This window comes from Sphingobium phenoxybenzoativorans (assembly GCF_001757355.1).
Classification (GTDB): Bacteria; Pseudomonadota; Alphaproteobacteria; order Sphingomonadales; family Sphingomonadaceae; genus Sphingobium; species Sphingobium phenoxybenzoativorans.
On the sequence record NZ_MINO01000055.1, the window covers coordinates 1 to 12,985 of the forward strand.

The window sequence follows — 12,985 nt, forward strand, 5'->3', positions numbered from 1 at the left end:
GTTCGGCCGCCGCGACGCTGCGCACCTTGGCGGTCGGCCCGATCGGAATGTCGAGCACCACATGGGTCGCGCCCGCCGCTATCTTCTTCGACAGAACGGAGGCGATGAGCTGCCCCTCCGTATCGATGTCGAGCGCGCGTTCCACGCCGATGAAGATGTCATCGGCGGGACTGAGGCAGACCGCGCCGCCCCAGGCGAGGCAGCCGCCCTCGACCGCCACCACGCGCTGCATGGCGCCAAGGTCGAGATCGACCCGGGTGAGCGTCTCCATGGTATCGGCCGTTCCCGCCGGGGACGTGATCGCCCGCGACGACGTCTTGGGCATGGTCAGACCGCAGGCGGCAGCGATGGCGACGACGATCGGGCTCGTGCGGTTGCCCGGCAGACCGCCAACGCAATGCTTGTCGACGACGATCTCGCTCGGCCAGCGCAAACGGTCGCCGGCCTCGACCATCGCCCTGGTGAGATGGTAGGTCTCGTCCTCGTCGAAGGGAAGCGTGGCGGTAGCCGTGAGGAAGGCGGCGAGGTGCACATCGGCATAGCGGCCCGCCACCACGTCACCGACGATGCTGGTCAGCGCGGCCCCGTTCAGCCTGTGTCCGTAGATGCGCTGGCGGACGCAGGCGATCGATTCGAGGGGCGGCGCATGACCGACCTGGACAACGGTTCCCTCCTCCACGCCAAGCGCGACCCAGGCCGCTTCGGACAGACCGATCTCGTCGCCGGCCAGGAAGTCGCCCTCCACCTGATAGAGCGTGGCCGCGATCGGCTGGCTGCCGTTGCGGATATAGACCTGGGTGTGCGCGGCAAGGCCCTCGGCATGGCACACCGGGCTGTCGGTCCGCATGATCGCGACCAGCTCATGATGCGTGTGAAGGCGCAGCCGGCGCGCGCGCGCGAACGATGGTTCCGCCGGTTCGGAACTCCCTATATTCGGATGGAATTGCTGCGCATCGCCCGGAATATCGCTGGAAACCCCGATCACGTGTCGATCACCACCTTCAAGGCATGAGTATCGGCTGCGCGCGCGAACGTCTCATACGCCTCCAACATGTCCGACAACGCGAAACGATGGGTGACGAGCTGTTCGGGCCGCAGGCGCTTGGCCTCGACCGTCTTCAGGAGCATCGGCGTGCTGACGGTGTCGACGAGCCGGGTGGTGATGGTGATGTTGCGCGACCAGAGTTCCTCCAGATGGAGGTCGACCTTGGCGCCGTGGACACCGACATTGGCAATTACCCCGCCGGGCGCGACCAGTTCTTCGCATAACGCGAATGTCGCAGGGATCCCGACTGCTTCGATAGCCGTATCGACCCCCTTGCCGTCGGTGAGCTCTCGAACCAGGCTCACGACCGGATCACGTCCGCTGTTGAACGTGTCCGTCGCGCCGAACTTGCGCGCGACGGCGAGGCGATTGTCGTCGAGATCGATCATGATGATCCGGGCCGGTGCATAAAATTGCGCAGTCAGCAGGGTCGCCAGGCCGATCGGTCCAGCGCCGACGATCGCGACGCTGCTGCCCGGTGCAACCTTCCCGTTCAGGACGCCGCACTCATAGCCCGTCGGAAGAATGTCGCTCAGCATGACGAGGGCATCCTCATCGGCCCCCGGCGGGATCGCGTGAAGGCTGTTGTCGGCATGGGGGATGCGCACGAATTCGGCTTGCGTGCCATCGATCCTGTTGCCCAATATCCAGCCGCCCTCGACGCAATGCGAATACATGCCGCGCCGGCAATATTCACACCGGGCACAAGAGGTGATGCAGGAGATCAGGACATGATCTCCGGGCTTGAAGGCTCCAACCGCGGTTCCGACCTCCTCCACGATCCCGACACCCTCATGTCCGAGGATCCTGCCCGGCTCGCACGTCGGCACATCCCCCTTCAGGATGTGCAGGTCGGTGCCGCAAATGGTGGTCTTCGTGATCCGCACGATCGCATCGCCGGGTGCCTGCAAGGCCGGCCTCGGGCGATCCTCGAGACTCTTCTCGCCGGGGCCATGATAAACGAGAGCTTTCATGATCTCCTCCGTTCAACCGTTAGACGGGTTCGCCAGTCAGTGTACGAAAACGATCGGCAGGCGCTGATGATCGATCAGTTCCCGCGTCACGCCGCCAAGCACGAACTCGAGTGCGCGCGAACGCCCATAGCCACCGATCACGAGCACATCGGCTTTCTGCTCCACTGCGTAATTCTGAAGGACAGCCGACGTATCCTTACCGGATGAGCTGATCGGACAAACGCCGCCGCTATGGCCATGTCGCGCGAAAAGGCGGGCGATCTGGACACCGCCCCGGTGCTCCCCGGATTCGACACCCGGATCATCGACAATCGCAACGTCGATACGGGCATCGGGTTCGGCCAGATTGAGAAGCGCCCTCGCGGCGCGGAACGATTCAAGTGATGCGTTCCAGCCCAATACGGCGTGATCGATGGGACCAGGATTCCAGGAGGCCGGCAAAATGACCGTCGGCACGCCCGTAAACAGAAGCGCCTCGGAGATACGGCGCCTCAAGCCATCCCTTTGCCAGCGCCCGACACCCGGAATCAGCGCGATATCCGCGTACTGGCCTTCAGCCTTCACGAGACCGGGTATCAGCCCGCTGGCCTCGAACACCGAGTGAACCTCTACTTCGATCGCGGTATTCCTGGTTCGTTCGCGAACGGCCGCCAGATGTTCGTCGCGCTGGTCCTCGGATACCGTGATGGCCTGCGCGAAAGCCATGGCATCGGCCGCCGCGGCGAATGCGAGATTTTCGGTCACGACGACGATCGTAAGCGCCGCTTCATGCATACCGGCATAGGCAAGCGCCTGATCAACGGCGGTCAGGGAATGCTCTGCACCGTCCACGACGACGAGCACATGTTTGATCTGTGAAATGCTGCTCATGATCGCATCATGGCCCCGGCCATTGATGACCGCACTCCGTAACTTTACAGAGGCACCGCGTGACGCGCACTCGCCCCTGGGGCCGTGAAGAGGGCGCTTCGCGGCGAGTGCATACTCAAGCCTTCGCGTAGTTCGATGGCACCAGGACGGCCGCTCCAACAACGGCGCCACTGCGCAACCGCTCAAGCGCGACATTGGCTTGAGCCAGCGGAAAGACCGTCGTCACGGATTTGACGTTGGCTTTCTGCGCGATCTCGAAAAAGCTTGTGCCGTCTTCGCGGGTCAGATTAGCACTACTTTGGCAGATTTTGCCGAGGAGTTTCCAAAGGACTACGTCCGCAGTGCGGACATGGCCGATCGGGCGGCTTGGAGAGGCGGTCAATGATGGCTTGCCGGATCGCCGGCAAGCTCGGCTTCGGTGGCGGCCCGGCGATTCTTTTTCCCCCCTTTGGCTTGCTTGAGGCGTAGTGACTGGAGGAAGGCGAAGGCGATCATGGACATCAGCGCGTGCCGGTGCAGGCCCTTCCATGATCGGCCCTCGAAGTGATCGAGCCCGAGTTCTTCCTTGAGTTGCTGATGCGCCTGTTCGCAGATCCAGCGGGCCTTGATGGCGCCGGCAAGCTGCTTGATCGGAGTATCGACTGGGAGGTTGGTGAGGTAGTATTTGCGCTCGCCGGTTGAGCGATGCTCGCCAATGAGCCACACTTCCTCGCCCGGCAGGTGCTGGGCGCCCATGTCATGAATGCGCTGCGGCGGACCGTCAGCAACCTTGACGCGGACCGCGGCGAAACGGGCCGAGAGTTGACCTTTGGTTCCACGCCGCCAGCTGACCTTGCGCCATGGCACAGTCTCCAACATCGCCTGCGCCGATACGGACGTGATGTTGGGTATCGCGTTCTTGCGAGGGCGGCCCCGGCCAGCGACCGGAAAGACCATCGCGACGTCGGCGGGGTAGACCTTCTGCTTGAAGGGTATGCCAACTGCCCAGGTGAGGCCACGCTTGCTCAGGCCCTGCCGGAACGGCGCGGAAAGGCCGTATCCTGCGTCGGCAAGCACGCAGCCGAAGCGGACGCCGGCTGCGTGAACCCTGTCGATCTCGGCCAGCGCAATCTCCGGCTTGGTCCGGTAGTGCCGGAAGTCCTCGGGAACTCCGGCACGTTCCAGGCGAGCCATATCGCTCGTCCAACTTTCCGGCAGGAACAGGCGCAAGCCCACCATGACTGGCACCTCGCCCGAAGCCAGAGTCAGCGACACCAGCGTCTGGCAGTTGGCGTTTTTGCCGAGGGCCGAAGCATATTGCGGCGCCACGCCAACCGAATGCCGTCCCTTCTTAGGCAAGGCCGTGTCGTCGATGATCAGCCAGGCGTCATTGGCACCCACCTGCCGGTCGGCTTCGGCAAGCAGCGCCATCTCCAGTGGTGCTTCATCCCAGACGCCGCTGCCGATGAAGTGGTGCAGCTTGTCGTAGCTGACATCGCCATCCCGCGCCGCCATCGGCTGCACGCTCTTGCGGTCACCAGGTCCAATCAGACCTGCTATGTAGGCAGGGCACATCCGACCGCGCGTCTTGTTCCGCAAAGCCACGACAAACGGCGCAAGCCATGCGTCCAGTTCGCTCCGCCAATCCCCGTTCATCGCCAGCCCCCATAAAAGCTGGCTCCCCATGAATCAGGGATTCTGCCCTTTGGGAATCCCGAAAATCACATTTCTGCCAAAGTAGTGTTAGGCTCAGGACCCATTGATTGGCTGAGTGGTCTGTGATTCAGGCTCCGCAAGGAGACTGAGCGTGAGTGACCTGTACTGGCTGACCGACGAGCAGATGGCGCGACTTTCGCCGTATTTTCCCAAGAGCCACGGCAAACCTCGTGTGGATGACAGGCGGGTCCTGAGCGGGATCATCTTCGTCAATCGGAACGGCCTGCGTTGGCGGGATGCTCCCAGGGAATACGGGCCGCACAAGACGCTCTACAACCGTTGGAAGCGCTGGGGCGAGATGGGTGTCTTCGGGCGCATGATGGAAGGCCTCGCTGCCGAACGCGCAGAGCCAACGACCGTCATGATCGATGCGACCTATCTGAAGGCACACCGCACGGCTTCGAGCCTGCGGGTAAAAAAGGGGATCGCGGCCGCCTGATCGGACGCACGAAGGGCGGCATGAATACCAAGCTTCACGCCATCACCGATGCCCATGGCCGCCCCTTGAGCTTCTTCATCACCGCTGGACAGATCAGCGATTATACCGGCGCGGCAGCCTTGCTCGACGATCTGCCCAAGGCGCAATGGATGCTTGCCGACCGGGGCTATGACGCCGAATGGTTCCGGGACGCACTCGAGCAAAAAGGCATCAAACCCTGCATTCCCGGCCGGAAATCTCGATCCTTGCCCGTCAAATACGACAAGCGCCGATACAAACGCCGTAACCGCATCGAGATCATGTTTGGTCGCCTCAAGGACTGGCGACGCGTGGCAACGCGATACGACCGCTGCCCGACCGTCTTCTTCTCCGCTCTCGCGCTCGCGGCAACAGTGCTCTTCTGGCTCTGATCAACGAGTCCTGAGCCTAGCCACCGATGCAATGGTTCGCTCACCCCAGAGGTCAGCATAGGGGAACGACGGAATGTCGCTCATGTGGATCCCTGCGCAGATCACCCTGCCTCCCTTGTGGATTGCACGCAGCGCGCGCGGAACAAGATCACCGACGGGGGCAAAGAGGATCGCCGCATCGAGTTCCACGGGCGGGTCATCCTCCGATGATCCGGCCCAGGCGCAGCCGAGTGATCGCGCAAAAGCCTGTCCCTCGTCGTCTCCCGCCCTGGTAAAGGCATAAACCGCCCGGCCCTGCCACAGCGCAATCTGGGCGATGATATGCGCGGCGGCGCCAAATCCGTAGAGACCGATCCGCGTTCCCTCCCCCGCAGCGCGCAGGGACCGCCAGCCGATCAGCCCGGCGCACAGCAAGGGCGCGGCTTCTTCATTGGAAAAGGCGTCGGGTATCCTGAAGCAGAAGCGAGCGTCCGCAACCGTATGGGTCGCATAACCGCCATCCCGGGTGCATCCCGTGAATGCGGGACTATCGCACAGATTTTCATGACCTGTTCGGCAATAGTCGCAATGGCCGCAGCTATGTCCGAGCCAGGGAACGCCGACGCGATCACCGATCGCGACATCGGCGACCCCTTCCCCCGCCGCAACAACGATGCCGACAATTTCGTGCCCGGGAACGATGGGGAGGCGGGATTCGATCTCCCCATCGACGATATGCAGATCGGTTCGGCAGACGCCGCAAGCAGCGACCTCGATGAGAAGCTCGCCTCGACCAGGCGTTGGAACCTGTCGCGCGACGAGCCGCAGCGGCGTGCCGACCGCTTCGAGCTGCATCGCGAACATCTCGGTCATAGTGATTTCTTCGCCTGTTCGCGCCGCGGGGTCACGCTGCCGACGCGGCACGCGCCGCCATGCCCTGCGCCATGTTCGACAAGGCTTCGGCCATCTTGACGCCCAGGGCAGGATCTACCGTCGAATCAGCGATGGCGCGGCGCATCGCGTCACACCACTGATCCGCTGTCTCACCAGTGATCGGCAGGCGCGCATGGGCCGACATCATGCAAACGCCAGGGTGATCATCAAACCAATCTCGCGGTCCGCCCAGCCATGCGTTGAGAAAACCGGCAAGCGAAACGCGCATCGGCCCCAACTCCGGGGCGTGTAGCGCACGCAACTCCCGATAGGCGTCCTCCTGATCCATCAGATCATAGAAGCGGTCTACGATATTCCGGACGACGACGGCCCCTCCAACCAGATCATAGGGCGCCTGCTGTTTCTGTTCCGCTGCTGTCACACGTTTCTCCTGTTATGCTGCGCACTCCCTTTTGGTCGAGCGTCGTTTCAAATGCGCTTTCCCACGCCCGTCAGCCTGGCAAGCGCGCCAGTCAGCGCATGTTCCCGCAGGGGCTTTTCCAGAACATGGGCGAACCCCTGCGCCAAGGCACGCTCGGTCAGTTCGGCCGATGGGAACGCGGTGATGAGTATGGCTGGACCCGGCCAGCCACGTTCGCGCAGGCGGCAAAGCACCTCGATGCCATCGCTCTGCTCCAATCGAAAATCAGCAACGAAGCAGCAGGCATCCCCCGATAACGGATCGTCCAGAAGCGCCGCACCAGCCGCATAGGCCCGGACGTCAAAACCCTGCGCACGAAAGAGAAGCTGCAGTGAACGGCGAACACCGGCGTCATCCTCGACCAGAAGAAGACGCGGGCGTTCCCGCAACGGGGCCGCAATATTCTCGCCTGACATCTCACACCATCGGCCCAGCGGCATTGCTGGTCCCTCGGACGATGTCAGGAAACGATCCCCGGGTCGCTACGTAAGTGTCCCGATCCTCAGCCCGTGATCCCCGCGGAAAACGCGATACGGAGCGCCTCCGACAGGCTGCGAACGCCCAGCTTGGTCATGAGGTTGGCGCGATGCACCTCTACGGTGCGCGGCGAAATCCCAAGATCATAAGCGATCGTCTTGTTTGGCAGTCCTCGCGCAAGCCCCTTGAGCACATCCTGTTCGCGCCCGGACAGAGCGGCGACGCGGATCGTTGCGTCGGCGGCGCGGGTTGCCCTGCCTTCAACGTCGGCAAGCCGTTCGAAGGCACTTTCAATAGCCGCGAGCAACACCGCCTTCTCGAACGGTTTCTCGATGAAGTCGACTGCGCCGGCCTTCATCGCGCTTACAGCGATCGACACATCGCCATGCCCAGTCAGGATGATGACGGGCATCGCGATACCGCGTTCGTTCAATTCCTTTTGGACTTCGAGCCCATCCATCTGAGGCATACGCACATCGAGGAGAATGCAGCCCTCGGCCGCGTTCCTCACGTCTTTCAGAAATTCAACACCGGAGGACCAGGTTTCGACCGAGAAACCTGATTTCTTGAGCATGAAACCGGCAGATCGACGGATTGCATCTTCATCGTCGACGATGTGGACGATCCGCTTATCCTCCATAAGATTGCTCCCTATCTGCCCTGACCAGTGTGAAATGGAATTGCGTGCCGCCCCCTTCCGCAGGCTCCATCCAGATGCGCCCGCCATTGGCTTCGACAATCGTTCGACAAATCGAAAGACCCAACCCCATGCCGTCCGACTTGGTGCTGACAAAGGCCTTGAAGAGTTGGGCAGCGACCTCGGGGGCCATTCCCGTGCCGGTATCGGACACCGTGACACGCACAAAACCCGCCTGGTCGGGACCGGTGCGGATGGTGAGCACAGGCCTGGCGCGCGCATTCATGGCCTCGACCGCATTGCGGATCAAGTTCACGAGGACCTGCTGGATCTGGACCTTATCGACGAGGACCGTCGCAGCTTCGTGATCGATGTCCATGCGGGTTTCGATCGATTTCTCGCCCGCGCCCATCAGGCCGAAGGCAGCCGCTTCGTTGATAAGGTTAGGCAAGTTCTCGACAGTCTTCTCGACCTCCCCCCTGGCAACGAAATCACGCAAACGGCGCACGATATGACCCGCGCGCATCGCTTCCCCCGCGGCGTCTGTCAGCGCCTCCCGGATGTCGGGCAGATCATCGGGATCTGGCTGGTCGAGCAGGTCCCGGACCGCTTCGAGATAGTTGGCTACGGCGGTGATCGGCTGATTCAGCTCATGGGCGAGCGTCGACGCCATCGTCCCCATCGCGCTGACGCGCGCGACGTGGATCAGTTCGGATTGAAGCTGCTCTAGCCGCTCCTGTGTCCTTTGGCGATCCGTCAGATCGCGAATGAAGCCGGTGAACAGCCGCTGGCTCTCGCCGGCCGCTTCTCCAACCGACAACTCCATCGGGAAGGTCGTCCCATCCTTTCGCAGTGCAAAAACCACGCGTCCGATCCCGATGATGCGCCGCTCTCCTGTACGCAGATAGCGCTCGAGAAAACCGTCATGGCGTTCGCGATAAGGCGAGGGCATCAACATGCTGACATTGGAACCCAGGACTTCCTCCTGAGTGTAACCGAACAAACGCTCGGCCGCCGTGCTGAACGACACCATCGTGCCGCCTTCATCGATGACGATCATTGCATCGGGGACCGTCGACAAAATCGAACGAAGATGCGCTTCACTGTTGCGAAGAGAGCTCAGCGTTGCTCGCTGGTCGGTGATGTCGTGGACAACTGTCGCGAAACCGCCCAACGATCCGTCGGGTTTTTTCAACGCGGTGATGGAAATGTGAGCCAGAAACTCACTGCCATCCTTACGAATCTGCCACTCGTCGATCTCGATCTTGCCACGGTGTTGTGCTTCGGCAAGCAAGGACGTCGGCTTGCCGCTGGCGACGACATCGGCCGGATAAAACCGATCTGTAAGCTGGCCGGCCATCTCGACCTCTGTCCAGCCTTTCAGACGCTCGGCGCCCCCGTTCCAGATCGTGACCCGCCCTTCAGCATCGAGCATATAGATCGCATAATCTTCCGCCCCATCGATGAGCAGGTTCAGTTCTGCGGCCAGCATCCTCGTCCCGTCCGCGAGATCGCGAGCGCGTGAGAGAGTACGATGGTGATTCCGCCAAAGCAGAGCCATGGCGGCGAGAAACAGGAACAGGGCAACCCACTGTTCTGCCACGGTCGGCCAACCGTCAACGATTGCGAGCGTCGTAAGGGTAACGAGCGTGACGCCCGCCAACACCACGATATCCGGCCTGAGCGCCACGAGCACCATACCGGCCACGCCGAGAGAGACGAAATAATGAACGCTCTCGTCGATCTGCCGGCCAAGCTGCCATCGTGTGACCACCGCGATGACGGCGATAGCCAGTCCCGCGAGGGACGCGGTCAAAAGCCGGGCATGGATCGAACGGTCAACCAGTGGCGCAATGGCACCCGCTTGCCATGAATGGAGGAATTTCCCGGATCGCGGAGCGGTTTTAATGATGACTCTGCCTCTTCGTCGTCAGAAGGAAGCAGCAAGCGCTGATACCCCTTTCTGTCTCAAGCCTATCAACAGCGCCTCGTGCGATCCATTAAAATTGGCAACCATCTCAACGATGATGTTACTTGCTTTGGAGTTCAGCGCTGGAAACATGTCCAGACCGTCGCATCCACGAGCTTCAAACCGTCGGCGTTCTTTAGGCCGGGCTCTTCGGATTGTCATCATCCGTGCAACTTGCGCGCTGCTACCTGAACCAATGGACCCGCGGGTCCATTGTGAGATGGTGAGCGCCCCAAACGCCCCTCAGTAACTTTCCGGATAGAGCCCACCCAGGCAACCGCATAGCCTCCTCCTCGCTCGAGGGCCGGATCGCTGTTGGCCTGATTCATCGGCCATCCCCCCCCCCCGCCCAATCCGGACCTCGAGCATTCATTTCGCAGGAGGTCCGCCATGAATGATCAGGTTCCAGCGACCACGTCCAAGGCCAATCCGATCAGCCCAATTCTCGATCATCCGGTTGATTGGCTTCGCACGGAGATTGACCGCCTCTTCGAAGATTTTGGCCGCCCCGCCGCCAGTCTGTTCGGTGTCGGCAATCGATCTTCAATCGCGCCAGTTCCGGCTGTTGAACTTGTCGATGAGGACAAGGCCTATCGCCTCACCGCCGAGCTCCCTGGCCTGTCCGATGATGATATCGATATCAGCGTCGCTGACGGTCTCCTGACGATAGCCGGCGAAAAGAAGGAGGAGACCGAACGCAAGGACAAGGGCTATGTATTCAGCGAACGGCGATATGGCTCCTTCCGGCGCCAGGTATCCTTGCCCAGCGACGTTGACCCGAACGGGATCACCGCTGCATTCAAGGATGGTGTCCTCACCGTCACACTGACCAAGGATGAAAATGCGCCAGCGCGGAGTCGGAAGATCGAAATCGGGCAGGCATAGCAGTTTGCCGGAGGCTTCGACGGGACCTCGGCACCACGCAGACCCGCAAGCCGACGTCATAACCCTTCTCGAGGGACGAGCCTTCGGCTCTGGAGAGACCATGCGTCGGATCGACACGCATGCGGCGCGTGTGTTCCTCGTCGGCGATCGTGCATGGAAGCTCAAGCGTGCCGTCCAGTTCGACTATCTGGATTTTTCAACCGCCGATAGACGCCGCGCCGCCCTGGAAGCGGAGCTACGGCTTAATCGCAGGACCGCGCCGGAACTCTACCTGGCGGTTCGCCCGGTATCCAAGAATTCGGCGGGCTGCCTGAACCTCGATGGCGAGGGAGAACCTGTCGATTGGCTTCTGGAGATGCGCCGCTTTCCCGATGACGCCTTGCTCGATCATGTGGCAACCCAAGGTGGCCTGACCGATGTGCTGATCACGCAGCTCGCAGACCGGATCAAGGCATTTCATGATGGCGCCGAGACTTGCCTGTCCGGATCGGGGCGCAGCCGTTTGGAAGCCGTCATTGCCGGGAATGATCGAAGCATGGCTCGATTCCCCGACATTCTTCCCGCTCGGCTCGTGAGAGACCTGATCGACAGGCAAGTCGCCCTGCTGGCCCAGCACTCCGATCTGCTCGATTCACGTGCGCGAAGCGGGCGCGTGAGACATGGCCATGGCGATCTGCATCTGGGTAACATTGCCGTGATCGACGGGAGCCCCGTCCTGTTCGACTGCCTGGAATTCAGTCCCGAACTTGCGACCGGCGATGTCCTTTACGACCTTGCGTTCCTACTCATGGATTTATGGGGCCGCGGCCTTCATTGCGAAGCGAATGCCCTGTTCAATCGCTATCTGGACATTTCCCCTCAAGACGAGGCCGGCGTGGCTCTTGTGCCATTGTTTCTTTCGATCCGAGCCGGGATTCGCGCCCATACATCGGCCGCACAGGCGAGCGATGGTTCAGACGAAGCTCTGACCCAAAAGGCCAGCGCCTATCTGACGCTGGCGCGCGCAGTGCTCGAACCGGTGCCCGCGCGGCTCGTCGCCATTGGCGGGCTCTCCGGGTCCGGCAAGTCCACAATAGCGAAACTGATCGGCCATTCCCTCGGCGAGGTTCCAGGCGCGCGTATTCTGAGATCCGATGTGCTGCGGAAGCGACTTGCCGGCGTGCCGCCAGAATCGCCGCTTCCCAAAGACGCATATACCCTGTCCGCGAACGCAGCGATTTACACAGAGCTGAGACGGCTGGCGGGACACATGCTTTACGCCGGGCATTCGGTGGTGGCCGACGCTGTCCATGCGAAGCCTGAAGAGCGCACGGCGATCCAGGAGGTCGCACTGCGACGAGATGCGCGCTTCGATGGCATATGGCTCAACGCGTCGCCGGATATGCTGACCGCGAGGGTATCCAGCCGGACACATGACGCTTCGGATGCCAACGCAGCTGTTGTCGCGATGCAGACCCGCTACGATCTGGGTCACATCAACTGGCACCGCGTCAACGCGGCGGATGACCGCAAGACGGTCGCAACGCAGGTCATGGACGTCCTGGATGTCCGCCATTTGTGACGGGGAATGATGCAAGCCGCGCATGTCGCCCCAGCCGAAGGGATTCTCCATCCGGTGAGGTCGCGATGCCGATCATTGTTCGGCGCGTGCGCAATCGATGCACAATGCTGCCTCCGGCCGTGCATCCAGCCGAGCCGGTGCAATCTGCGACCCACAACGAACGCATTCGCCATAGGTGCCCTTCGCAATTCGCTCCAGGGCACGATCGATCGAAGCGGCCTCCCGCACGATCAAGCTTGCCTCGGCTTCCAGACCCGCATCATCTTCGACTTCGACGGCCTGTTCCGATGAGTCCGCATTAAGGGGCTCAGCCAGATCCGCATTCACTCGCGTCAGCCGAGCGCGAAGTTCCGACAGTCGCTCTGTCAGGCGCTCTTCTATGGCGGCTGTGTCAGTCACGGAGATTCCTTCAGAACAGTAGGTACCGAAATCGGCTTGGGGTTCGGTGCAGATTTATAGCGCCTTCTTCAGACGCAGGTAAGCCGAACGAAGTTCATCAGCGAGCACCTGGAGCGCGGCCTTGATGTTACCGCCGCTCTCCTGAAGGCGAGCTTCTGCAACGAAATGGTGCCATTTGGTTTCGAGCTCGTCCCACTCCTCGCGAGCTTCCATCGCGCCCAGATGCACCTGGACCTTGGCTTCGTCCCGGAGCTTGGCAAGATCAGCCTTAAGTTCTTCAATGGTGCTCAT

14 protein-coding genes and 1 pseudogene are annotated in these 12,985 nt (G+C 61.6%); 3 read left to right on the forward strand and 12 right to left on the reverse strand.

The window, feature by feature from the left end; all coding sequences use genetic code 11:
- The 5 genes and pseudogenes from BHQ40_RS18715 to BHQ40_RS18735 form a co-directional block, all read right to left on the reverse strand.
- A pseudogene (locus BHQ40_RS18715) lies at positions 1-985 on the reverse strand (thymidine phosphorylase); the annotation flags it as partial.
- The gene (locus BHQ40_RS18720) at positions 982-2,019 is read right to left on the reverse strand and encodes a zinc-dependent alcohol dehydrogenase family protein (RefSeq protein ID WP_021246214.1); all 1,038 of its coding nucleotides are present in this window, start codon (positions 2,017-2,019) and stop codon (positions 982-984) included. The gene BHQ40_RS18720 and the pseudogene BHQ40_RS18715, both read right to left, overlap by 4 nt.
- Positions 2,020-2,055: 36 nt before the next feature.
- Positions 2,056-2,862, reverse strand: coding sequence for a universal stress protein (locus BHQ40_RS18725; protein ID WP_161626295.1), 807 nt, complete (start codon positions 2,860-2,862; stop codon positions 2,056-2,058).
- Between the two features lie 142 nt (positions 2,863-3,004).
- Positions 3,005-3,271: a hypothetical protein gene (locus BHQ40_RS25815; RefSeq protein ID WP_021246213.1), complete on the reverse strand. Its 267-nt coding sequence runs from the start codon at positions 3,269-3,271 to the stop codon at positions 3,005-3,007.
- Complete coding sequence (locus BHQ40_RS18735) at positions 3,268-4,524, reverse strand: IS701 family transposase (RefSeq protein WP_021690814.1); 1,257 nt, start codon at positions 4,522-4,524, stop codon at positions 3,268-3,270. The genes BHQ40_RS25815 and BHQ40_RS18735 overlap by 4 nt, the downstream gene beginning before the upstream one ends.
- Positions 4,525-4,675: 151 nt before the next feature.
- Here BHQ40_RS18735 and BHQ40_RS25315 point away from each other — a divergent pair.
- Positions 4,676-5,433, forward strand: a protein-coding gene (locus BHQ40_RS25315; protein WP_124916812.1) for an IS5 family transposase whose coding sequence is annotated in 2 segments (ribosomal slippage) — positions 4,676-5,009 and positions 5,009-5,433 — 759 coding nt in all. Because the reading frame shifts where the segments join, the coding sequence is not laid out codon by codon here.
- Here BHQ40_RS25315 and BHQ40_RS18750 read toward each other — a convergent pair.
- The 5 genes from BHQ40_RS18750 to BHQ40_RS18770 form a co-directional block, all read right to left on the reverse strand.
- The gene (locus tag BHQ40_RS18750; RefSeq protein WP_021243103.1) at positions 5,434-6,285 is read right to left on the reverse strand and encodes a zinc-binding alcohol dehydrogenase family protein; all 852 of its coding nucleotides are present in this window, start codon (positions 6,283-6,285) and stop codon (positions 5,434-5,436) included. It abuts the gene before it with no gap.
- Between the two features lie 31 nt (positions 6,286-6,316).
- Positions 6,317-6,727, reverse strand: coding sequence for a group II truncated hemoglobin (locus BHQ40_RS18755; protein ID WP_013846847.1), 411 nt, complete (start codon positions 6,725-6,727; stop codon positions 6,317-6,319).
- 47 nt (positions 6,728-6,774) lie between these two features.
- Complete coding sequence (locus BHQ40_RS18760; protein ID WP_021690815.1) at positions 6,775-7,206, reverse strand: response regulator transcription factor; 432 nt, start codon at positions 7,204-7,206, stop codon at positions 6,775-6,777.
- A 62-nt stretch (positions 7,207-7,268) separates the two neighbouring features.
- Positions 7,269-7,883 (reverse strand): response regulator transcription factor, encoded by a 615-nt coding sequence (locus BHQ40_RS18765; RefSeq protein WP_021243105.1) that lies wholly within the window; start codon positions 7,881-7,883, stop codon positions 7,269-7,271.
- The gene (locus BHQ40_RS18770) at positions 7,873-9,696 is read right to left on the reverse strand and encodes a PAS domain-containing sensor histidine kinase (RefSeq protein WP_021243106.1); all 1,824 of its coding nucleotides are present in this window, start codon (positions 9,694-9,696) and stop codon (positions 7,873-7,875) included. The genes BHQ40_RS18765 and BHQ40_RS18770 overlap by 11 nt, the downstream gene beginning before the upstream one ends.
- 543 nt (positions 9,697-10,239) lie before the next feature.
- On the opposite strand from BHQ40_RS18770, the gene BHQ40_RS18775 reads away from it, so the two are divergent.
- Together BHQ40_RS18775 and BHQ40_RS18780 are read left to right on the forward strand one after the other, a co-directional pair.
- Positions 10,240-10,734 carry an Hsp20/alpha crystallin family protein gene (locus tag BHQ40_RS18775; protein WP_021243107.1) on the forward strand — a complete coding sequence of 165 codons (495 nt, stop codon included), beginning with the start codon at positions 10,240-10,242 and terminating at the stop codon, positions 10,732-10,734.
- A 100-nt stretch (positions 10,735-10,834) separates the two neighbouring features.
- Positions 10,835-12,295, forward strand: a complete 1,461-nt coding sequence (locus BHQ40_RS18780) for a bifunctional aminoglycoside phosphotransferase/ATP-binding protein (protein WP_021243108.1) — start codon at positions 10,835-10,837, stop codon at positions 12,293-12,295.
- Positions 12,296-12,367: 72 nt separating this feature from the next.
- Here the strand turns inward: BHQ40_RS18780 and BHQ40_RS18785 are convergent, their stop codons facing one another.
- Both BHQ40_RS18785 and BHQ40_RS18790 read right to left on the reverse strand, forming a co-directional pair.
- The gene (locus BHQ40_RS18785) at positions 12,368-12,694 is read right to left on the reverse strand and encodes a TraR/DksA family transcriptional regulator (RefSeq protein WP_013846853.1); all 327 of its coding nucleotides are present in this window, start codon (positions 12,692-12,694) and stop codon (positions 12,368-12,370) included.
- Between the two features lie 54 nt (positions 12,695-12,748).
- Positions 12,749-12,985 (reverse strand): hypothetical protein, encoded by a 237-nt coding sequence (locus BHQ40_RS18790; RefSeq protein WP_013846854.1) that lies wholly within the window; start codon positions 12,983-12,985, stop codon positions 12,749-12,751.